Annotated in this window: 17 protein-coding genes and 1 pseudogene; 4 read left to right on the top strand and 14 right to left on the bottom strand. The window is 42.8% G+C overall.

All coding sequences use genetic code 11. The features are described 5' to 3' along the window. Positions 1 to 94 precede the first annotated feature (94 nt). Together PPIS_RS23495 and PPIS_RS25670 are read right to left on the bottom strand one after the other, a co-directional pair. Positions 95 to 1,924: a M28 family metallopeptidase gene (locus PPIS_RS23495; protein ID WP_010373191.1), complete on the bottom strand. Its 1,830-nt coding sequence runs from the start codon at positions 1,922 to 1,924 to the stop codon at positions 95 to 97. 135 nt (positions 1,925 to 2,059) lie between these two features. Next, positions 2,060 to 4,243 (bottom strand): annotated as a pseudogene (locus PPIS_RS25670) (M4 family metallopeptidase). A 536-nt stretch (positions 4,244 to 4,779) separates the two neighbouring features. Between PPIS_RS25670 and PPIS_RS23485 the strand changes: the two are divergent. Both PPIS_RS23485 and PPIS_RS23480 read left to right on the top strand, forming a co-directional pair. Continuing rightward, positions 4,780 to 5,307: a hypothetical protein gene (locus tag PPIS_RS23485; protein WP_010373195.1), complete on the top strand. Its 528-nt coding sequence runs from the start codon at positions 4,780 to 4,782 to the stop codon at positions 5,305 to 5,307. Positions 5,308 to 5,324: 17 nt separating this feature from the next. Then, positions 5,325 to 5,759: a hemerythrin domain-containing protein gene (locus PPIS_RS23480; RefSeq protein WP_010373198.1), complete on the top strand. Its 435-nt coding sequence runs from the start codon at positions 5,325 to 5,327 to the stop codon at positions 5,757 to 5,759. A 62-nt stretch (positions 5,760 to 5,821) separates the two neighbouring features. Here PPIS_RS23480 and PPIS_RS23475 read toward each other — a convergent pair whose 3' ends face one another. From PPIS_RS23475 to PPIS_RS23445, 7 genes are all read right to left on the bottom strand, one after another. After that, positions 5,822 to 6,559 (bottom strand): sulfite exporter TauE/SafE family protein, encoded by a 738-nt coding sequence (locus PPIS_RS23475; protein WP_010373201.1) that lies wholly within the window; start codon positions 6,557 to 6,559, stop codon positions 5,822 to 5,824. A gap of 46 nt (positions 6,560 to 6,605) precedes the next feature. Further along, a complete protein-coding gene (locus tag PPIS_RS23470) occupies positions 6,606 to 7,295 on the bottom strand; it encodes a pirin family protein (RefSeq protein WP_010373204.1) in 690 nt (229 codons plus the stop codon). Positions 7,296 to 7,378: 83 nt separating this feature from the next. Beyond that, complete coding sequence (locus PPIS_RS23465) at positions 7,379 to 8,278, bottom strand: LysR family transcriptional regulator (RefSeq protein ID WP_019647314.1); 900 nt, start codon at positions 8,276 to 8,278, stop codon at positions 7,379 to 7,381. Between the two features lie 25 nt (positions 8,279 to 8,303). Beyond that, complete coding sequence (locus PPIS_RS23460) at positions 8,304 to 10,157, bottom strand: monovalent cation:proton antiporter-2 (CPA2) family protein (protein WP_010373221.1); 1,854 nt, start codon at positions 10,155 to 10,157, stop codon at positions 8,304 to 8,306. 105 nt (positions 10,158 to 10,262) lie between these two features. Beyond that, on the bottom strand, positions 10,263 to 10,691 hold the full coding sequence (locus tag PPIS_RS23455; RefSeq protein ID WP_010373223.1) for a GNAT family N-acetyltransferase: 429 nt from the start codon (positions 10,689 to 10,691) through the stop codon (positions 10,263 to 10,265). 266 nt (positions 10,692 to 10,957) lie between these two features. Next, entirely contained in the window at positions 10,958 to 13,042 is a 2,085-nt protein-coding gene (gene feoB, locus PPIS_RS23450) for a ferrous iron transport protein B (RefSeq protein WP_010373227.1), read from the bottom strand. 18 nt (positions 13,043 to 13,060) lie between these two features. Beyond that, a complete protein-coding gene (locus tag PPIS_RS23445) occupies positions 13,061 to 13,288 on the bottom strand; it encodes a FeoA family protein (RefSeq protein ID WP_010605304.1) in 228 nt (75 codons plus the stop codon). A 224-nt stretch (positions 13,289 to 13,512) separates the two neighbouring features. Between PPIS_RS23445 and PPIS_RS23440 the strand changes: the two genes are divergently transcribed. After that, positions 13,513 to 14,490 carry a LacI family DNA-binding transcriptional regulator gene (locus tag PPIS_RS23440; protein WP_010373232.1) on the top strand — a complete coding sequence of 326 codons (978 nt, stop codon included), beginning with the start codon at positions 13,513 to 13,515 and terminating at the stop codon, positions 14,488 to 14,490. A gap of 36 nt (positions 14,491 to 14,526) precedes the next feature. On the opposite strand, the gene PPIS_RS23435 is transcribed toward PPIS_RS23440, so the two are convergent. The 5 genes from PPIS_RS23435 to gtfA all read right to left on the bottom strand — a co-directional run bounded on the left by PPIS_RS23435 (position 14,527) and on the right by gtfA (position 20,370). Continuing rightward, positions 14,527 to 15,624 (bottom strand): hypothetical protein, encoded by a 1,098-nt coding sequence (locus PPIS_RS23435; RefSeq protein WP_010373235.1) that lies wholly within the window; start codon positions 15,622 to 15,624, stop codon positions 14,527 to 14,529. Positions 15,625 to 15,718: 94 nt separating this feature from the next. Next, on the bottom strand, positions 15,719 to 16,918 hold the full coding sequence (arsJ, locus tag PPIS_RS23430) for an organoarsenical effux MFS transporter ArsJ (RefSeq protein WP_010373237.1): 1,200 nt from the start codon (positions 16,916 to 16,918) through the stop codon (positions 15,719 to 15,721). Between the two features lie 6 nt (positions 16,919 to 16,924). Then, positions 16,925 to 17,935 carry an ArsJ-associated glyceraldehyde-3-phosphate dehydrogenase gene (locus PPIS_RS23425; RefSeq protein WP_010373241.1) on the bottom strand — a complete coding sequence of 337 codons (1,011 nt, stop codon included), beginning with the start codon at positions 17,933 to 17,935 and terminating at the stop codon, positions 16,925 to 16,927. 21 nt (positions 17,936 to 17,956) lie between these two features. Then, on the bottom strand, positions 17,957 to 18,718 hold the full coding sequence (locus PPIS_RS23420) for a metalloregulator ArsR/SmtB family transcription factor (protein ID WP_010373244.1): 762 nt from the start codon (positions 18,716 to 18,718) through the stop codon (positions 17,957 to 17,959). Positions 18,719 to 18,900: 182 nt separating this feature from the next. Continuing rightward, the gene (gtfA, locus tag PPIS_RS23415; protein ID WP_010373247.1) at positions 18,901 to 20,370 is read right to left on the bottom strand and encodes a sucrose phosphorylase; all 1,470 of its coding nucleotides are present in this window, start codon (positions 20,368 to 20,370) and stop codon (positions 18,901 to 18,903) included. Positions 20,371 to 20,556: 186 nt separating this feature from the next. On the opposite strand from gtfA, the gene PPIS_RS23410 reads away from it, so the two are divergent. Next, a complete protein-coding gene (locus tag PPIS_RS23410) occupies positions 20,557 to 21,783 on the top strand; it encodes an MFS transporter (RefSeq protein ID WP_010373768.1) in 1,227 nt (408 codons plus the stop codon). Positions 21,784 to 21,929: the final 146 nt, after the last annotated feature.

The following is a 21,929-nucleotide window of genomic DNA, read 5'->3' as shown; positions in this document are numbered from 1 at the left end:
CAATTAAATCAAATCTCTTTAAATCAATATATCACTAAGCGCTAAGACCGGAGATAAACAAGGTTTTATCTCCGGTCTTGATTTTAAACGCGTATTAATTCGCGTTAATATTTAGCGTTACATTGCTTGCTACTTGGTAACCTTGCAGGCCGATATGCCAAGTGCCAGCCTGAGGATTGGAGATTGTACATACCTCATTATTGCCATTTTTGTATGGCCGACATTGGTAGGTGCTGGTATTTGGTTGCGTGCCAAAATTAACATAAAGATCCGCATCTCCCGTGCCTCCCGACGTCGTAATTGTCAGGGTTTGGTATCCCGCGGTTAGTGCTTGACTAAAATACTGCCACTGTCCGCTGGCGACAGAAATATTATTGATAGTTTCGTCAATAGGCGTATTGCCACTTGAGGTATCGTATTGCCCTACCAAACTGACCCCCGAAATCGCGTTCCATGCTTCTACCATCACGTAATACGTGCCAGTTTGCACAGCGGAAATATTGCATTGCTCGTTACTAGACGAGTTAGTGCTTTTGCAGTCATGAGTGTTCAAAGTAGGTTTGGAGCCATAGCGAACGTAGAGATCGGCATCACCAGTACCACCTGACGTGGTAAAACTTAAATTAGTTGCACCTTGTGGTACTTCCATGGTGAAAAACTGTTGGCTTTTAGAAGCGCCAGAAATCCCCGTTTTAGCCACGCCATTTTCAAGCTCATTGTTTGGCGGTGGCGGAGGTGTATCACCCGCATTTTTGCCAAGCTCAGCAACAAACGCCAGCGCGAGTTTTGCAAATTTTTGTGCATGTGTTGAATCAAATTCGGTATCGTTGGTGGTATGAATTTTTCTGTTGATCTCGGACATTCTTGATTCAAATGGCATAGAAGCTGGGAACCCTTGCTGATACCAAGATGCATGGTCAGAACAACCATAACCGCATTGGTCATAAGCATAGCTTAGGTTTGGCAAATAAGTTTCTATTAATTGGCCTAAGAACTGATTCTGTGCGCTGTTTGTATAGTCTGTCATCATCACAATATCCGCACTACTGCCATTGCGGCCAGTCATATCAAATTGTGTCATACCGACTACGTTTTTTCCCTGAGAGCTGTACGACTGCGCGATAGCTTTAGAACCTCGAAGCCCAACTTCTTCTGCCGCAAAGCCCATGATTTGGATTGTCCGCTGAGGCTGATAACCATCTTCAACAATAGCGCTTAGCGCTTCGGTAAGCACAGCTATCCCAGAGGCATTATCATCCGCACCCGGCGCAAGCCCACTCGAGTTAGATTGGTTAATTGAATCAAGATGCCCGCCGATAATAACGATTTCATCACTCAGTTCACTACCTGGAATGGTGACAATCACTGAAGATTGAGCCCAAGAATGGCTAAAATATTCAACACTAATATCTGAGCGACTTGCTGCAATATCACTCCATGTTTGCTTGACCCATGCAGCAGCATCAATGCCTGTTTGCGAGGTATAATAGCGGTTATAAAAACTGGTTAGCGAGTTGACGCTGCTGTCCAAGTTCACTGTACTGACTTTTGAGATTAAGCTGTTAACCCGAGTGGGGTTATCAATGCTGTAGTTAACCAGCGTCGCACTTGGGTTTACGCTTTCTAACTGTGCAAGATAGCTTTGCGCCTGCTCTAAGGAGTCATGGGCGACAAAACCACCACAGCGGTGATATTCGTCGTGCATAAATGCACTCAGGTGTGAGTGTAAGTTTGCAGGTACTTTTAACGCTTTGACTTCACTGTTTGGTAAAGAAAGCTGCTCGAAATGAGTACCGCGAATAGAATTATGGACTTGGAAATGCTGACTAGACTTCGCATCCATCGTCACCCAAACCTCTTCAGACGCTTCAGAAAAGCCACTCAAACAGGCAATGCTCAGTAGCATAGGTGTAGTTAATTTCATTGTTGTATCCTCAACTCATTTGAATAACAACATGATTTAAGCGCTGAGCAAAATAAAAGGATTATTCAAATGAGGTAAATTTATGATTTTATTTATTAATAAAGAAAGGGAGCTTTCGCTCCCTATAATTGTTACTTAGTTCGCTTTGATATTCAGTGTTACACCGCTTGCTGCGCTATAGCCACGTAAATCAATATACCAAGTACCTTGTTGTGGGTTTGCAATCGTACAGGTCTCGTTGTTACCGTTTTTATAAGGGCGACACTGATAGCTCGACGTTGTTGATTGAGAACCAAAGTTTACGTATAGATCCGCATCACCTGAACCACCTGAAATGCTCACTTCAAGGCTGCTGTAGCTAGCATTTAGATCTTGCGTGAAACGTGTCCAGCTGCCAGATGCAACACTGACATTTGACTCAGTGCGATCAATTGGTTGAGTTCCACCTGTTGAGCTGTATGTACCAGTCAAAGTTACGCCCGAAATCTGATTCCACGCTTCGACCATCACGTAGTACTTACCAGCTTGAATGTTACTAATATCGCAGCTTTCGTTGCTTGTAGACGTTGTGCTATTGCAGTCATAGGTGTTTAGTGTCGGACGAGAGCCATACTTAACATAAAGGTCCGCATCACCGCTACCACCAGAAGTTGTGAAGTTTAGGCTAGTCGCATCAGCTGGCACATCAAGGGTAAAAAACATTTGCTCTTTTGCCGCGCCACTGATCCCAGTGCGAGGCTGACCGTTCGTCAACTCTTCGTCGCCACCAGGAGGTGGTGGTGGGTTAGTATCACAGCTACTACCTGTGCTTAAGTTTGAGTTAACGCCAACCGCTGCTAAAGCAGCTTGTACGTCACCTGGTTCATAACCTAGGTCACATGCCGCATCCATTACGCCATTACCAGCTAAGTCCCAGTCAGTATTAGCGGTCCAATACATTTGGTTAGCTTTTGCCATTACGATAAAGGCTTTTTTCGTATCCCAACCTGCCGTAGTTGCTAGATTGTAGAAGGCTTTATTGAACACCCCTGAAGTGTGGTGAACGTCCATGCTAGACGTATAGTTAGACTGATGATCGATTGAGCGACCGTCTTGCGTTAGGTCATTCATATAACGCAATGCGCCACTGCCTTTGAAGATGTCTTGGCCAACTAACCAGTCATTGCTGCCTTTCATAAAGAATTCGGCGGCTTCACCTGCCATATCAGAAAACGCTTCGTTCAAGCCACCTGACTTATAACGGTATACCAGACCTGAGTTTTGCTCAGTGAAACCATGGCTCACTTCGTGAGCAGATACATCAAGACTTACCAACGGGTAGAATGTATTCGCACCATCGCCAAAAGTCATCGCGCTGCCATCCCAGAACGCATTTTCATAATTGCTGCTGTAGTGAACACGCATTTTAAGCTGGAACGACAATGGCGCAGTACCTAGCTAATCGTTGTACATATTAAATACTACATTACCAAAATAATGAGCATCATTTAGCGGTGAGTATGCACCGTTAATTTCTTTAACTGTGTTTTCTGGGCACGTAAAGCTATGTGCAGTCGAACCGCTGCTACCGTGATTTAAGTTAATTGTCTTAACGTTCGCATTCGTCATGGTACAAGTATTACCCGACTGCGCTACGTCTAGATGACCGTAATCAGTACCATACTGGTAACGACCCGTTTTTTGGTTACCACCAGGGCCTGTCGCATTTGCATGCTGCAAGTTGTTGAAGCTTTCTAACACTTCGCCTGTGTTTGCATCAATGATCAAATATGGACGCTTAGGCTCATCACCATAAGTAACAAAAGTGACTTCGTACACTAAACGTGCCGTTGAATTGCCATCAAGCCAGATCGCAAGGCGAGATTTTTCGTTATGTTTTTTAAGCTTTTTGTCTGCACTAAGCGACTGTTTTTCAAACTGACTCAACGCCATTTTGGCATTTAGCTTGGGTTTTACCGAACCGATGTCAGCCGCGATGTTATAAACCGCCGCACCGTGAGCTTTTTTAAGCGCACCGGCATCGTCAAACGTTAAAATGACCGAATCACCAATCACTGGTAATCCTTGGTACATTTGTTGGAAACGCTTAGTTACTTCACCTTTTTTACTATTGAAGCTTTTAAGCTCCTTTAGTTGGCTCGCATTTTCTAAGCCAATCAGCACTTCTGGCTGTGTACTCAACACAGTTTGAGAGGCTGATTTAAGCATAGTATTAATGTCAGCTTGCTGGTTTAGGTATTGTTTTGTTGCAGCTTGAGCACTGAGCGAAGTAAACGCAATCGCACACGCCGTAGCCATAGTTACTGTAGATAATTTCACGAATTACACTCCTAGTATTGTTGTTTTATTGTCCTTTTCATCATTGCTTAACAAAAAGCATTAGATGAAATGTGACTGTTTTCTCCTTCAACTGCAGAAGACATGGCAAGCCATTAGCTTTTGCCACGCCTTATTAGACTAGGCAGCAAATCAAATAAATAAACCCCAAAGTTAACATTTTAATAATATTTAATTTACTTTAAATATTTATGCAATGCTTTCATGCATTTGTTTAAAAAATAGACCCAGGCTTAATATCTTGAATTAAGTAACAAAACACATCTTTGTAAATTTTTTGATACGATATGAGTAAATATGCCAATTTCTTCCCTAAACTAACTTTACAATCATTATGTTGTATCAAAACATGTAGTAACTACTCGGTAATTCTTTCTTGTTTGTGCTTCATTTGTTCAACCCAACAACATATAGAATTTAAAATTATTAATAAAATTCAATACATTAGAAATCTTACTCACTCGGTATAACACTTGCAGTTTGAATAATTACAAGCTGCAACGAAATTAGGAGGAGTAATGGATACTTTTGAAATATTATCCTACGCAGATCATAGAGTTGGGGCCGTTCTAACAGGGAAAGCAGCCGCAGAAGAATTGCAAAATGAATTGTTAAATAGCCACCTTGTTCAACATGAGCATCTACAACTGGTTAATCCGTATGACAAAGATGCCGACAAAAGACTTGAACCTAAAAGCGAAAGCCGTCTTGCCAGAAACATGCTTAATTGGCATTTATACCTTGGCAGCATGGGGGTGATATTAGGCTTTCTCATCGCAGGGCTATTGGTAAGTTATGGACCGGCTTTCACACAAGCTAATCCTTACTTAACGTTTATCGCTTTATTAAGCCCCGGCTTATTTTTAGGGCTATTTGCTTCAGGCCTTATTTCTTTGCGTCCGGACAAAGATGCGTTTAATCAGGCGGTGATGAATAAAATCGCAGAGGGCAAGTGGCTGCTTATCATTAAAACGAATAATGAGGCGCATCGCAGCAAACTCATGTCGTTTTTTAAAAACAGCACCAAAGCAGATGTTTTAAACTAAAACAAGAGGTAACCTACATGGAAATTTTTAATGCAATAAAGCAAGATCACGATCATCAACGCGCCCTATTGAATATGTTGGCAGACACGTCTGGTGATTCAAAGGTCCGCGAAAAATACTATAAAGAGTTGAAAGACGCGCTAGAAGCGCATGCCATCGCAGAAGAAAGGTACTTTTACGCCCCTCTCATGGACAGCGATATGACGATCGAAGACTCTCGCCACGGTATCGCGGAGCACCATGAAATTGATGAGTTAATTGAGGCACTGGATAATACGGAGTTTTCCGACCCTAGTTGGCTTACTAAATTGAAAAAGCTCAAAGACAAAGTTGAGCATCACTTGGCCGACGAAGAGCAAGCGTTTTTCCAGCGTGCGGGTAAGGTACTTGATAAAAGTGAAAAGTCGCAACTTGCAGATGAGTATCAAAAAGAGATGGAAGAGCAGTTATAGTTTTCTATGCCCACAACATGTTGTGGGCATTTATTTTGCTGAATGTTGGTAAGCCGATACCATCACAACAATTTACCAATTAATACCAGTCCAAGCATGAGCAGTAGTCCATTCATCACCAGCAAAAATTGCTTTTTAGGTAAGCGTTTCGCAAGGTGCACACCGAGCCTATTACCAAGCAACGCTAAAGGTGTAAAACAGATAGCAAGCAGCACATGTTGCCACTGTAACAACCCAGTTGCAGAGAAGGTCGCCAACTTAATCACATTCATCAGCGCAAATAGTACCGAAACCGTCGCGATATAAGCCGTTGGCTCTAATTTTCGAGCGTTAAAATACACCATGAGTGGTGGGCCGCCTGCATGAATTAAGGTCGTGGAGATACCAGCTGCGGTAGAGGTGCTCGCGGCCAGTAACCTTAAGTGCCCAACACTTTCAGGTGTATTTTTAATCAGTAAGCTTTTAAGCGCAAATACTATACTCATCGCTGCAATCACAACCGTCAGCCAAAACTCACTGACACCTTGAAGAAAAAGCGTTGCTAAGGCTATCCCGACTAGTGTACCTGGCAATAGCCGCTTTAATTCTGACACATTCCATAAGCGCCAATAGCTCTTCAGGCTAAAAACATCCGCGACGATAAGTAGCGGAAGCATCAACGCAATGGCATCCCTTGGGTTCAACACCATCATCAAAATTGGAACAGAAAACGCCCCTAACGCACCTGCGAAGCCAGACTTTGAAATACCACTTAGCAGAACGACAAGGGCAATTACTGCAAGTTGAATTGGTTCTGTCATTCTTCAATTCCTTTAATTTTAGGCGCTGAATTTAATACCAATTTGCTTAGTTAAGTAATAAAAACCACAGCGCTTCAACATCTGTTACTGCGGTAACCTGCATGTTGTCACCAGCAATCAGACCGATGCCATCGCCTTGCTGAAACCCCTCACCATCAAGCGTCGCTTCGCCGCCAACAATGTGCAAATAGGCTTTTTGCGCGTGCGCATTCAGCTCAATCTGTTGACCTTGATGTAGCTGCAAGCGGTATATTTCAGCTTCAGCATTGATACTCAGAGTGCCCTCCACGCCTGTAGGCGTAACAATGGGCGTAAGTGCGCTACTTTGTTTAATTTGAATTTGTTCATAACTTGGCATTATGCCTTTAAGCTTTGGCTCTATCCAAATTTGTAAAAAGTGTGCAGGCGCTGTCTTTGAAGCATTATATTCTGAATGAAGAATGCCACTACCTGCGCTCATTCTCTGAACTTCACCTGCCGCCACAGTAAACTGATTACCCATACTATCTTGATGTGCTAATTCACCGCCAATGACATAGGAAATAATTTCCATATCTCGGTGACCATGAGTATCAAAGCCATGACCACCAAGCACCGTGTCATCATTGATCACCCTAAGATTACCAAATCCCATGTGGGCGGGATCATAATATCGACCAAATGAGAAACTATGTTGGCTTTGCAACCAACCAAAATCTGCTTTACCTCTATCTTGTGCTTTTCGAATATATCGCATGTTTCGCTCCAAACGCATGTTGATGACCTTAGTCTATTACCTGTTTGAAACGAATAAAATTTGATAATCTAACATCAATCATTCTACTCAACAGAATCTTCCAGCTGCATGCACCGATATCTTAACTCACCAATAAATGCGCGCGCTGCGGGCCCAAGCCTGTCACCATCTTTAAAAATAAGATGAAGCTGTGCTTTACGCTGACTATGTTGCGATAGTGGTAGTGGTTTCAAGACGCCAGAATCTAGTTGCGTTTTGATAGCCGGAATAGGTAACCAAGCAAATCCTAAGCCTTGCGCTATCATATCTATCGAGGTTGTCATATGGCTCACCGTCCAACGTTGATGCGCCCCCAACCAACCTTCATCTTTTTTACGTGAGATTGCAGAGTCTCTCACTACGATTTGGCGATGGGATTTTAAGTCTTCGAATGTAAGCGCGCGACCAAATTGATGTAATGCGTGATTGGGATTTGCCACTGCAACAAACTCAATTTGGCACAATTCTTCACTGAACCCGTCTTGTAAAGTCACCGGCGAGATAGCGATGTCTACGTCAGTATTTTGCAAAAGTTCAGATGCGCCTGTTAATACTGACTCAACCAGCTCAACACGCAATAAAGGGTATTGTGCAGATGTATTTTCTAGCACCTTATATAGTACCTGCTGTGGGAAAATTTCATCGACCGCTATACGCAATTGACTCTCGACCCCCTCGCCCAGCGTCTGCCCTACCGCTTCCACTTTTGCCGCTTCTTCCAAGAGATAATTGGCACGGCGCAGCATCATTTCGCCCGCTTCGGTTAACAGGGTTCTTCGCCCTTCGACTCTAAAAAGCTTAACACCAAGACCTTTCTCAATTTTATGGACCGCAGTGTGGATACTTGACTGGCTTTTATGTACTTCTTTAGCAGCTTGATTAAAGCCACCATATTCAACAACGGCTCTAAACATCCGCCACTGTTCTAATGTCACTCTCAACATACTGATTTAACCTAATATTTATACGTTATTGTTTTATGGCTGGTGGTTTATCTTCACAATTTTCACCATGGCAGGTATTAAGATCTTCTTGCGCTTTTTCGTCCGCCTGAAGTACCTGTTTGAGGTCAGCCATACGCTGACGGATCGCAATACCATAGCTTTCATCGTCTCCCCACACATCGGCGAGCATGTGCATAGATTCAACATCGTGTTTGGTAAAGAGGTAACCCGCTCGTGCGACATCTTCTTCACTATGGCCCAATAACTTAAGCGCCTGCTCACCTAGCTTCACAGCAGAGACAAAAGTTTCTCGCTCAAAGGCAGTGACACCCAATTTTATTAGTTGGTAGGCATGACGACGGTCGGTCGCACGGACAACAAGTTTTAGATTAGGGAAGTGTTGTTGCGCTAACCTGACGATTTTGAGGGTTTTATCTGGTTCATCAATCGCTACGACCAGCATTTGCGCTTCGTGAGCCCCTGCGGCTTCGAGCAAATCTAATCGTGCACCATCGCCATAAAACACTTGATTGCCAAAGCGACGGAGTAATTCAATTTGACTTGGGCTGTGATCCAAGATCGATAAATGATAACCCTGAGCATGGAGCAAGCGCCCTATCACTTGGCCAAAACGCCCGTAGCCGACCACAATAACGTTTTGTGTCGCTTCCATCGTCTCTAAGCTATCTTGTTCTTGAGTAGTATTGGCCTGACGTTCAACTATTTTGTCATAAAGAATAAAAATGAGGGGTGATCCGAGCATAGATACCGCAACAACCAGTGTAACTAACGCGACTTGATCTGGAGTTAAGATTGCTAAACTGCCAGTAACAGAAAGTAGTACAAACGCAAACTCCCCGCCTTGACACAGGGCTGCGGTAAATAACCATGTCGCTCGCTTATGCAGTGAAAACACCGTTGCCAACAAATATAAAATAACCGCCTTTAACCCCATTAATAGCACCACTGACGCTAAAATAAATAACCATTTTTGTGCCAATAAGGAAAAGTCGATTGATGCGCCGACTGTCATGAAAAAGAGGCCAAGAAGTAACCCTTTAAACGGTTCAATATCGGCTTCTAATTCATGGCGAAATTCACTTTCCGCGAGAACAACACCCGCGAGAAATGTTCCAAGCGCTGGGGATAAACCAATGCTTTGCATCAATAACGCGGTGGCGATAACGATAAATAGCGCCACTACGGTAAATAGCTCGCGCATTCGAGTGCTGGCAATATATCTAAATAACGGCGCGGCGACATAATGCCCAGCGGCGATGATAGCCAAAATCACAAAAACAGAAATAGCCACTTGGAGGTAAGTCGGGAAAGCATGTAACAAATTGCCGTGGCCATCACTCACAGCCAAATCACTAAATGCTAACAACGGCATAATCGCGAGAATGGGGATCACGGCTATATCTTGAAATAACAACACCGAAAACGCATTTTGACCGCCAGATTGTTTAATCAAGCCTTTTTCATTTAAGGTTTGCAGTGCAATGGCGGTAGAAGACAGTGCCAACATTAACGCAATAGCTAATGATTGCTGCCACAAAAAGTCAAGCGCTAAATCAATCGCGAAATAGAGTACAGCCGTTGTGATAACCACTTGTAAGCCACCGAGACCAACTATAGAGCGGCGCATCGTCCAGAGCCTTTTGGGTTGTAACTCAAGCCCGACTAAGAATAGCATCATCACCACGCCAAACTCGGCAAAGTGCATGACGTCAGTTTGCTCTCCCACAAGATGAAGAAGATGAGGACCAATTAGGATCCCTGCCAATAAATATCCAAGCACAGAGCCGAGCCCTAGCCGTTTAGCGATTGGCACCGCCAATATCGCAGCAGCCAAATAGATAGTCGCGAGCAGTAACATAATAAAGACACCTGTTGTTGTTATCGTCTTTATTATGTTCAGGGTAAGTCCATTTATCCAGTCTTCGTTCTAAAAAACAAAATATAAGTGACTAAAATCCAGCAATTAATTTTGTAAATCCGAATATATTGTAGGATGGCTGATCTGCATCAAAATACTTGGATCTGGCACCGCTGCAAAGCCGAATTTTTCATATAGAGTATGCGCATCAAAAGTTGCCAGCATAAAGCGCCTTAAGCCTTGTAGCTCTGGATGGTCAACCACGGCTTGAACAATCGCTTTGTCTACCCCTTTACCTCTGGCACTTTCCTCAACTATCACGTCGGCAAGATAGGCAAAGGTGGCATAGTCGGTTATCACGCGACAAAAACCCTGAAACTCGCCTTTATCATCCAAATACATGAAGCTCAGACTATTTTGAATGGCTTTTTCTAGCAATACTTTAGGCATTTGTTTTGCCCAATAAGAATTAGAGATCAGCGCATGGATAGTATCAAGATGGCGTAAAATTAGAGGAGTATCAGTGGTTATCATTATTGTCCCTGTTAACAGCAAGAATAGAGCTAAAAATTAAGCGATTTTAAGCTAGAAGCAAAGTGAAATTTTCACAGTCATAAATCTTTCATTGTTGCGTCACTCTTCCGTCAATAAAGCGGCGTAATCTCCTTTTTGAAGACTCCCCTTGATTGATTTAGAGTTGTTGGCAGTGCTGACTCAGTTAGCACTGCTTTTTTTTGCTCAATACCAGACATAAAAAACGGCGCTCTAAGTGCCGCTCAATTAACCAAGCTTTTGAATAACTAACCTAAGTTTATTTGATAGGTTGGTGGTTGGTTAAGTTTATTACCCAGTCGGGATAATCCTTTCCACCATGCAAATCCAAACAACAACATCGCTATAATCCAAAGCGAAGCACTCGTTGGCGAGGTGTTTAACTGACTAGCTTGGTAAACTAAAGTCGCCATGATATAAGCAATTGAGGTCGTCCAGCCAATCACTAGCCACATCCACTTACCGCCAGATTCACGTTTAATTGCACCTAATACCGCTACACAAGGCGTATAAAGTAAGATAAAGACAAGATAACTAAATGCACCGATTTGACCATTAAATTTCGCGGCCATTGCAGTAAGTAGCGCAGTGCCACTTTCAGCGCCTGACTCTAATTCGTTAAGTCCTAATGGATCACCAAGGTTTGCGATAAGATCTTTACTATTGTCTACTATGGTCATCAACGCTTCTTTTAACGAAGCCAACAATGAAAACTCTCCACCTTCTTCTTCGACACCGGTATAAAGCGCATCTAAAGTACCGACAATAGCTTCTTTGGCAAACATACCAGTCACAACACCAACCGTAGCAGGCCAGTTTTCCTCTTTTAACCCAATTGGCTCGAAGATTGGCGTGACCACTTGTGCAGCCTTCGCCAAAAGTGACCTATCTGTATTCTCATTGCCAAACGAGCCATCGGTACCAATCGAGTTTAATGCACTGAGTAAAATAACCACCATGACAATTGTTTTGCCAGCACGTTTGATAAAGCCGCTCAGACGCTGCCAAGTGGTAATGAATATATTGCGCCAAATTGGCATATGATACGCTGGCATCTCGGTAAATGAGGGTAATTTTTGCGTTTTGAATACTTGCTTTCTAAATAAAAAGCCAGAACCTACCGCAACCACTATGCCAAGCAAATACAGACCAAAAACAACATTGGCTCCGTTCGTTGGAAAGAAAGCCGCTGCAAATAACGCATATACCGTCAAACGTGCACCGCAGGACATAAATGGCGCCATAATAATCGTCAGTAATCTATCTGACTCTCGACCCATCGTTCTTGACGCCATAACCGCAGGCACATTACAGCCGAATCCAACGATCAAAGGTACAAAAGCATTGCCCGGTAGACCAATGGATGACATCAAACGGTCAATAACAAACGCGGCCCGAGAAAGATAACCACTATCTTCCAAAATGGATAAGCACAGATATAGCACCGCAATAACAGGGATGAAGGTCGCCACTAATTGAATACCCGCACCAAAACCATCAGCCAATAACACACCCAGCCATTGAGGTGCGCCAATATCTGTTAGCAAGATTTTTACACCATCGATAAGTAAGGCGCCCACGGCGATGTCAAAAAAGTCGATAAATACAGCACCAACATTCACCGCAATGGTAAACATTAAATACATCATGGCTAAGAAAATAGGTACACCAAGCCAGCGGTTGAGCACGATTTTATCAAGCGTTTCTGTCGTATCTGCACGTTTTGGCGTAATGATACTTACGCCATCAGCCAACTTTTTCACTGCTCGGTGACGAGCAACCGCTTTTTCGAGTGGATCGCTGCTAGTGCTTTCGGTGTTTTCCATCACAGGTGCTTTTGGAAACCGAGTGATCTGTGCGAGTTGTTCCAACAACGCTTCTTGCCCTGTACCTTTAGCACCGTGGAATGGCACTACAGGTAACCCTAACTGTTCAGAGAGTCTTTTTAAATCTAACTTTCTCCCACGCTGTGTTGCGACATCAACCATATTTGCAACAACGAGAATAGGTTTGCCTAATTCTTTCAGCTGGGAAGTTAATACTAGATTTCGCTGTAAGTTTGCGGCATCCACGATGTTAATGATGACGTCAGCTTCATTTTGCTTTAGGAAGTCACACGCGATTTGCTCATCTTGGCTTGGTTCAATTTGTTCCATGCTATAGAGCCCGGGCAAATCTACCAATTCTACGTTTGTGTTTTCTAAAGCAAAATAGCCGAATTTTTTCTCGACAGTTACCCCTGGCCAGCTCCCTACTTTTTGTTTAGAGCCGGTCAGGCGGTTAAATAATGTGGTTTTCCCGCAGTTCGGGTTGCCCACTAACGCAATTTTCATACGTGAGCCCTTAATAACTTATAAAACTTCAATTTCAACGAACTGTGCATCGGCCTTACGCACGCTCACAAAGGTGTCGCCAATTTTCACTTGCATCGGGCATCCAAGTGGGGCGACGTTAATGACTTCTATTTGCTCACCAGGAATAATTCCAAGTGCCATTATTCGACTCAGTAACGCAGTATCTGGATGGGTAAGAGAAGTGATGGTCGCTGCGCTATTTTTGGAAAGTTTATCTAATGTCATTGATTATGAGAACAATTTGCAATAAAAGTATGGGCGCATCATACCTCATTGACTATTTTCTTTAAACTAGATTGCGACAATAATCTATTATTGCTTGTTATTTAAGGTGTTTACTAGTTAAGATGAACTAAACCATTGCCATATGCCTGACTGTATTAAGGGGTCCTGCCAATGAGTAACGACAAAAAAAATGGACGCTCAAAAGCATTGCGGCGGAATTAGGCGTGTCAAATGCAACTGTATCGAATGCTTTTAACAGACCAGATCAACTTTCTAAATCCAAACGAGAAGAAATTTTAAAAGCCTGTAAAGAATTGGGTTATTTTGGACCTAACAAGGCAGCCCAATCGCTGCGTAAGGGCTCGTTTAACATTGTCGCGCTGGTACTACCCGATAGCGTTGAATATATGGTATCAGATCCCGTTGCAAGTAGCTTTATGCGAGGAGTTGCAAGCGTTTTAGAAGCTCAGCATATTAACCTACTACTGTTCTCAGGCACCGCAGATAATGTCGGAGACATTGTCGATTTCGTCGACGGCTTAATTTGTTATGGCCGCCCGCGTAATCCCAAGTTAATTGAGCATCTTGCGAATGTTAGCAAACAGGTTGTGACGGTTGACTTTGATTTGCCCTCGCATGCCAGTATTAATATAGACAACCAACAAGCCGCCTTTGACGTAGCGAGTAAAGCACTAAACGACGAAAGTGATGTTGCTATTTTTGGTTTGAGATTATTAGACACTGATTTGCTCTGCCGCGTATACGAGCAAAGCCTAATAGACTTAGAGACTTCTATTGCGCATCAGCGCTATAGCGGATATCTCAAAGCCATTGAAGAGTGTGGGTTAACACTTGGCGAAGACAGAGTATGGAATATTCCTGAAAGCAGCGAAAGGTTTGCAAATATCGCAGCAAAAGAACTACTTAACCTCTCACCAAGGCCTAATACCGTACTGTGTATGAGTGACTTAATTGCACTACCGCTGTTAAGAGAAGCCAAAAAACTTGGTGTAAAGATACCGCAGGAGCTTAAAGTCGTTGGTTTTGATGGCGTTGATGAAGCGCTACGCTTTAGCCCCAGCCTAACTACCATTCATCAAAATAGTGAAGAAAAAGGCCGAGAAGCAGCCAAACTCTTCTTAGATAAAAGCGATGCTAAAGTAATGCTTGGCTATACCTTAAAAATGGGGCAAAGCTGTTAATTGCCCCAAGCTAAATACTTAAATATGAGAAGCTCCTTACGGACAACCGCCTTCCATTTCGAAAAGCACCTCTCCCCAAGGATCATAGAAAGTCCATGTACAAAACTCTCCACCTACACCTCCACCAGAATTGCGACTTGGATATCGCCCAGTAGCTGGCGGTAAATCAATAGCACCATCTGAAGTATCACTACTTTTCACACTCGCTTTTCTATATATATTAAGCGTTTCGATAATGCAATTCCTCATTACGTTTTGGCTTGCAGGACTCTCCCTTAAATGGCGCACGGTTATTCCTGCAAATTTCGTCATGTCTTTGTTTAAATCCATGCGAATACCATTACTAAACTCTAAATTATATACCACTCTATGGTTGCCATTCAGTGCATCATGAAACTCTATATCTATCATTCTTCTTCGCGGTACATACTCTACTTGATCTTTAAATCCAACACTTCCCAAACCTATCTTGAAGCCAAACTGAGTAACACGAGTAGTCTCAAATGCCACCCCTAAGCTACCATATTCTTCAATTAATTCATTTTCCGCACGTCTTCGTAGAGTCGTTCTTGTCCTATCGTCGAAAGCGAGTTTTGCAGCTCGGGTAATAGCTTCATTTTCACAGTTATTTTCAGATAACGTTTGCTGGCGGCTAGTGCTAGTATCGATAGCCAGCGTAGATTGCATACTTGATGAATTATACTCTTGGGAAACTATCGTTGTTGCTCGGCCCCAAGCATCATAAGACTTGATTAACTCGTCCGCTAATGCATTTGCATGATTTGGTACAGGTAAAATTTGACTTAGAAGCTCCATTTCCGCACTAACCCCTCCTTGATTAGCATGCCATAACTTATAAAGCCACTTCAGCTTAGAGTTTGCATTGATAATTGAGACTTCTTTAGTATCAGAGCAACATTCTTGGATGTGCTCTCTACCAATTACTCCTTCATTTTCATAACACGTCAGTACTGGCAGATACTTTTTAGCAAAGTTTTCAGCGTTACTTGCATCACATGTATAATATAATTCCGAATCATACATTTCTCTGGCTGAAGCTTCAGCTGTAGCAACCTTAGTTAAAGTTAATATAGCCGCTAGCACCAAACTTGAAACTGACAGGTATTTATTCACTTATATTCTCCTTAATATATAGTCAGCTGAATAAATCCAGATTAGTAAAGCATGAAACCATATAAGGAACAAGAATATTCACAAGCAAACACATTTACCTAACAATTTTGTTTGAAATCAGTCCTGCTGTGATTAAGAATATACAAGATATTACTAAACAAGCCGCTAATCCATACTCCAAAAAGATCCAACCTGACAGTACTGTACCGAGTAATCGCCCGATAGCGTTCGCCATATAATAGAAGCCCACATCAAGTGACACTCCATCACTATCGGCCAAACTCACAATAAGATAGCTGTGAATAGATGAATTGATAGCAAACACAAAACCAAAGAGCAAAAGTCCACCTACTACGGCTAAGCTTGTCCAGAGCTGCGCTTGAAGTGAGATAGCAATCAACAGCGGAATAGCCGCTAAATACAACGCCCATCCGCTGACTTTACTTGGTGTTGATGCAAACGTATCACGACTAATAAATCTAGGAGTTGTTGATTGCACGATGCCATAACCGATGACCCAAGTAGCCATAAAGCCACCAACCCACCAATGATCCCAACCGAACTGCTGCGATAAAAAGACAGGAAGCGCAACCACAAACCAAACATCCCGTGCGGCAAATAAAAACAATCGCGCGGCTGACAGCATATTAATGGCTCGGCTTTTTGAAAATACATCACTAAATTTGGGTTTGCTTTTAGCCTTGCCTAAATCGCTTTTTAAACTGATAAGGCTAAATAGCCACACTAATAGCAACATGATTGCCATCAACCACATCGCGCCGGTAAAGCCAAGTAAGGTAAGCAACAACCCGCCAAGAAAAAATCCGACGCCTTTTAGCGCATTTTTAGAGCCGGTAAGTATTGCTACCCATTTAAACAAGGTCCCTTCTTCACCCGATTTTACGATGGCCTTTATCGCACTTTTGGCACTCATTTTATTGAGATCTTTGGCAATACCTGAGAGCGCCTGTGCTGCCATAACATAAGGCACGGTGAGCCAGTGCGTTGGTACTACCAACATCAATAATGCCACTATTTGTATGCCTAACCCAATATTCATGGTGCGGTTTAAGCCAATGCGTGCGCCAAGCCATCCTCCAATTAAATTGGTGACAACACCAAAAATTTCATAGAAGAGAAATAGCATGGCAATTTCAAGCGGGTTATAACCCAATTGATGAAAATAAAGCACCACCAACATTCTGAGCGCACCATCCGTTAAGGTAAACGCCCAATAGTTGCCTGTCACAATGAGGTACTGCTTGATATCTTGAGGTATATTGCGCAGCTGCATAATGCCTTATTCGCCTAACGACAATCCGACTTTACGTACTAATTCCGCGGTACGATTTGCATAGCCCCACTCGTTGTCGTACCACACGTACAACTTAACCTGAGTACCATTAACTACCATTGTAGATAATGCATCGACGATGCTAGAGCGAGGATCCGTTTTATAGTCAATAGAAACTAATGGTCTTGGTTCATAACCTAAAATACCCTTAAGCTCAGTAGCTGCGGCTTGCGCCATCCAGTGGTTAATCTCTTCCACTGTAGTTGGCCGCTCGACCTCGAACACGCAGTCTGTTAATGAAGCATTTGCTAACGGAACACGAACGGCGTGACCATTTAGCTTACCTTTTAATTCTGGAAAGATATGGGTAATAGCAGTCGCTGAACCCGTTGTTGTCGGAATTAAACTCATGCCACAGGCCCGCGCGCGGCGTAAATCCTTATGTGGCGCATCCAAAATGGTTTGCGTATTGGTGATGTCGTGAATAGTTGTCATCGAACCATGTTTTATGCCGATATTTTGTTGCAATACTTTTACGACTGGCGCTAAGCAGTTCGTGGTACAAGAAGCGGCTGTTACGATTTGGTGGGGCATGTCGTCGTATAGATGGTCATTCACTCCCATCACAATATTCAATACGCCTTCTTCTTTTACCGGCGCCGTAACAACAACACGCTTAACGCCTTGATCTAAATACTGTTGCAGCAAAGCTTTGGTTTTCATTTTTCCGGACGCTTCGATCACGACGTCACATTGAGACCAGTCGGTTTGCGCAATCTCTTTGTTTTGAGTCACCGACAACACAGTTTCACCTATTTGGATCTGTTCATCTTGAAAAGACACACTGTGATGCCATTTACCATGGACAGAATCAAACTCTAGCAAGTGTGCTAGGGTTTCTGCATTGCCCGCAGGATCGTTAATTTGTACAAACTCGATTTCAGGCCAGTCAAAGCTAGCGCGAAGCGCCAAACGCCCCATTCGACCAAAACCATTGATCCCTACTTTAATCGTCATAAGAACTCCAAAATCTAATTATTAGTTACAGCAAGTTGCCATGCGTGTTGGCCGTTCGCCCATCGCATTTAGCCTCACTAACTCAGCTTTTATATAATCTGGTTGATGCATAACCGTGGCGTTTATCACCGCCTTCATCCATAGCGGTAGTGTTGGGTTTATAGAATAAAATACCCATTGTTTTTGCTTGCGATCACATAGAATTCCAGCCTTCTTTAGCTGCGCTAAATGCCGTGAAACCTTGGGTTGGCTATCTTGTTCAAGCGCAGCCATTAGCTCGCAAACACATAGCTCACCTTCCACCATCAACATGGCAAGCGTTTTTAAGCGGATCTCATCCGCTAGGGATTTATAAAATTGCAAGGGTGTAAGTAGCGTATGTTGTGGCTTACCTTCGCGTAGTAGGGAAATAACTTGTTCATTGATGTCGAACAAGGTTTGCTCATAAGCGTTATTGCGACTTCTCTCAGCTGGACTCGCAATATCCCACGCTAGGACATGTTCTCCTTGCAGTTTACTTTCGCATTCAGATCGCACTTCAGAGCATAAAGTTACCACCACATCAAAGTGTTCGTCCTTATACTCATTGAGGTGTTTACTGTACAGATTGTCCGTATTAATCCCTAAACGGCGTAGCATTGAAAGCGTAGTCGCATTCACAGTGCTTGGCTTAGTGCCTGCACTATAGGCATGAACATCCGAACCGCCATGAAAGTTAGCTAGCGCCTGTGCTAAAATTGACCGCGTTGAGTTTCCAGAACAAAGAAAAAGTATCTTCATCATCGCATAACAAATTAATTATATAACTTTATTGTTATATAATCACCCCGCTATGTCAATTACGCTTTGTTGGTATTTATCTTTACATAGCAGCTCGCCTAAGATTGCGAGCCGCTACCAAGGATAATCGATGTTGAGGTATTTAAAGCCAGCTTTCTACGCGCAATTTTGGTTCCTAGATATGGTTAGGAAAGCAGCGATTGAATGTTATAGTCCTGTTCTATGGCGTTTTCAGAAATCTTAATCACGGCTTCATCTTTTGCGAGATCAACTCGCAACTCCGCTTTGGCATTATTGCCCTCCCAAGTTATAACCAGATCTGAGCCTTGGCATGTTAATGCAAAATTGCCATCAAATGCACAACTAGTATTACGCAGTTTAATTAGTGTTTGCAGACCTTTCACGACAGGTTTATCGAGTGCGGCTTCCACCATCGCTACATCCAAATAAGGTCGGTTGATATCGCGTCCAACATTACTTTTTTCTAGGAGCACCATGTCATTTTCCATAGCCAATAGACCACCGTAATAAACTTGTGGTACTCCAGGGCAAAAGAACTGAATTGCTCTTGCTACCAAATAATAAAAATCATGCTTCCCTAAGGCTTCATAATAACTGCAATTGACTTGATACAAGTCAACATTGCTCGCTGCAGCGCCGGTTGCCTTGCGACTTTGGCCTTTACTGTTGCTATGGATTTGCTCAACCAAGGCATCAATTTGATTAGCATCAAGTAACCCAGGTTTATCCCCTTCAGGCCCAGCATCAATAATGCCAATTCCGTCATGAGTATCCAGCACAGTTAGACAGTTACGCGGCGCAATATCCAACCACTTGGCTAAAGCCGAGAAATCTTTATTGAATAAACTGTGTAAAATAAGCGGAGGGAGCGCAAAGTCATAAACACGGTCAACTTTGCTGGCAACCTCTACTTGAGTTTTGTAATAACTGTGAATTTCGGCAATGGTTTCCATGCCAAGCTCATTGGCGCGCTTAGATAATTGATTAATAAAAGCAAAGGCCTCATCAGTCATAAAGCAGCTGGTATTTACGCGTTTGATTGCATACCCTGCGGCATCTAGTCGAATAATTTTCACTCCACTGTCTGCAAATAATATTAAGACTTTTTCTAAGTAAGCGCGCCCCGCTTCTGATTCAACATTAATATCAATTTGGTTATCAGTAAAAGTGGTCCAAAAATCCACAACTTCGCCACTCGCTAACGCCTTTTTAGAAAAGCAACTTCCTGGCCTCGGACGATAAATTGCTTGCGCTTGTGCTTGCGTAATCCCATCAGGAAAGACATCTTTCTCTTTTAAAAACATCGGCCAAAAGGGTGACTTTTGGCCATGAGCCAACACATCTGCAAATTCCGCAGACTCTCCTGATACATGGTTAACGATAAGATCCGCCATTACCTCACAGTGCTTGGCAATCAACTTAATATGTTGCCAATCGCCCAATCGTTCATCGACTTTGGCATGATCAATCGGGTCGAAACCTGCGTCACTGCCATCAATTGGGTAGTAAAAAGGCAAAATGTGGACACCACCAAATAGTCCAGCTAACGGGCCCGTTAGTAACGTATTTAATTGTGCAAGGCCGCCGCCAGACAGGCGATCAGCATACGTGATCAACTGAACTTGGTTTTTCATAATTTACTCATTAAAAAAGTTGAGACTTAATCGATTAAGTTATATCTTTAATCATGAACAAACAATAATCAAGTTTTATCGTAGCGTTCTACTAAAAATAATTCGCTTAATGCAGATTAGTATTACACTCAGTCTTATGTAAAGAAGTAGACCAGCTACATAACAAAGCCCTTCAAGAGGTGAACAATGAGCAGCAAGTCGAATCACACTCAGCTCAACACATTGCGCTGGTTAACTTATATGATGTTTTTGATGTTTGCGATGACATCAGACGCCGTTGGCGTGATCATTCCAACACTGATCAGCGAATATCAACTTAGCATGACCCAAGCTAGCGCCTTCCACTATGCCCCAATGATTTTAATTGCCTTTAGCGGCTTATGCTTAGGATTTTTGGCAGATAAAATAGGCCGTAAGCTCACGGTGTTAATTGGCCTTATACTATTTTCATCTGCATGTTTTCTGTTCGCACTGGGTGAAACTTTCACCATGTTTTTAATGCTTTTATGTGTCATTGGGTTAGCCATTGGTCTATTTAAAACAGGTGCCCTCGCTCTTCTAGGTGACATTTCTAACGGCGCACAAGAACATACTCAAACCATGAATAAAGTCGAAGGCTTCTTTGCCATCGGCGCGATAATTGGCCCTGCAATTGTCAGTTATCTATTGATACAGGGGGTGAGTTGGACCTATCTTTATGTGCTTGCTGGTGGGCTGTGCTTAATACTCAGTATCGTGACTTTAAGCACTGAGTTTCCCAAGTTTAATACCGCTCATGCACAAAACAATGCAGGCCTATCTCATACAGCAGCCATGCTCAAGAACAAATATGCACTTGGCTTTTCCCTCGCCATAGCACTCTACGTTGCAACTGAAGTCGCAATTTATGTCTGGATGCCCACTTTATTACAGGATTACCAAGGTGATTTAACTTGGCTTGCAACTTATGCGCTCACCATCTTTTTTATTTTACGTGCAATAGGTCGCTTTATGGCTGTATGGTTACTCGCTAAGTATCGTTGGCAAAGCGTAATGCTAACGCTGAGCTTTGCTATATTTGTATGCTATTTTTTAACTTATCTTTATGGTGTTAATGCCGCTATCTATACGCTCCCGCTAAGTGGTTTATTTATGTCTATGATTTACCCAACATTAAACTCAAAAGGGATCTCTTGTTTTGACAAAGCTCAGCATGGCTCTGTTGCTGGTGTGATGTTATTCTTCACCGCGCTTTCTGCTGCGCTAGCACCACTTCTGATGGGCATGGTGAGCGATTACTTTGGCCATGTTAGCTATGGCTTTATACTTGCGACTGGGTTTGCATTTTTACTCTTTGCAGCCATGTTGTACAACTGGTTAAAGGACCCTGCCCGCTTACCATTGAGCAAAAACGCTAAGTTTCAGCGAGTGTAACCCCTCCGACCACAAATTTTTCACGGGTTAAAATTCATAAAAACCAAAGCATTAAAATTTTGTTTGAATTATTGATTAATTTTTAATTGCAACCAAATTAAATTGTGCTAAAAATAAACTTAATCGATTAAGTTTATTTTTAATAG

The organism is Pseudoalteromonas piscicida (assembly GCF_000238315.3).
GTDB classification, from domain to species: domain Bacteria; phylum Pseudomonadota; class Gammaproteobacteria; order Enterobacterales; family Alteromonadaceae; genus Pseudoalteromonas; species Pseudoalteromonas piscicida.
The sequence above is the reverse complement of the archived record's forward strand: the minus strand, read 5'-3'. Positions and strand labels throughout refer to the sequence as shown.

Bases quoted from the DNA above. Each gene is read 5' to 3' on its own strand.
- PPIS_RS23445 (WP_010605304.1), bottom strand. From the start codon at position 13,288: ATGACATTAGATAAACTTTCCAAAAATAGCGCAGCGACCATCACTTCT.
- PPIS_RS23495 (WP_010373191.1), bottom strand. From the start codon at position 1,924: ATGAAATTAACTACACCTATGCTACTGAGCATTGCCTGTTTGAGTGGC.
- PPIS_RS23420 (WP_010373244.1), bottom strand. From the start codon at position 18,718: ATGATGAAGATACTTTTTCTTTGTTCTGGAAACTCAACGCGGTCAATT.
- PPIS_RS23425 (WP_010373241.1), bottom strand. From the start codon at position 17,935: ATGACGATTAAAGTAGGGATCAATGGTTTTGGTCGAATGGGGCGTTTG.
- PPIS_RS23465 (WP_019647314.1), bottom strand. From the start codon at position 8,278: ATGTTGAGAGTGACATTAGAACAGTGGCGGATGTTTAGAGCCGTTGTT.
- PPIS_RS23475 (WP_010373201.1), bottom strand. From the start codon at position 6,559: ATGACAGAACCAATTCAACTTGCAGTAATTGCCCTTGTCGTTCTGCTA.
- feoB (WP_010373227.1), bottom strand. From the start codon at position 13,042: ATGAAAATTGCGTTAGTGGGCAACCCGAACTGCGGGAAAACCACATTA.
- PPIS_RS23480 (WP_010373198.1), top strand. From the start codon at position 5,325: ATGGAAATTTTTAATGCAATAAAGCAAGATCACGATCATCAACGCGCC.
- PPIS_RS23460 (WP_010373221.1), bottom strand. From the start codon at position 10,157: ATGTTACTGCTCGCGACTATCTATTTGGCTGCTGCGATATTGGCGGTG.
- PPIS_RS23455 (WP_010373223.1), bottom strand. From the start codon at position 10,691: ATGATAACCACTGATACTCCTCTAATTTTACGCCATCTTGATACTATC.
- PPIS_RS23470 (WP_010373204.1), bottom strand. From the start codon at position 7,295: ATGCGATATATTCGAAAAGCACAAGATAGAGGTAAAGCAGATTTTGGT.
- arsJ (WP_010373237.1), bottom strand. From the start codon at position 16,918: ATGCAGCTGCGCAATATACCTCAAGATATCAAGCAGTACCTCATTGTG.
- PPIS_RS23485 (WP_010373195.1), top strand. From the start codon at position 4,780: ATGGATACTTTTGAAATATTATCCTACGCAGATCATAGAGTTGGGGCC.
- gtfA (WP_010373247.1), bottom strand. From the start codon at position 20,370: ATGAAAAACCAAGTTCAGTTGATCACGTATGCTGATCGCCTGTCTGGC.
- PPIS_RS23410 (WP_010373768.1), top strand. From the start codon at position 20,557: ATGAGCAGCAAGTCGAATCACACTCAGCTCAACACATTGCGCTGGTTA.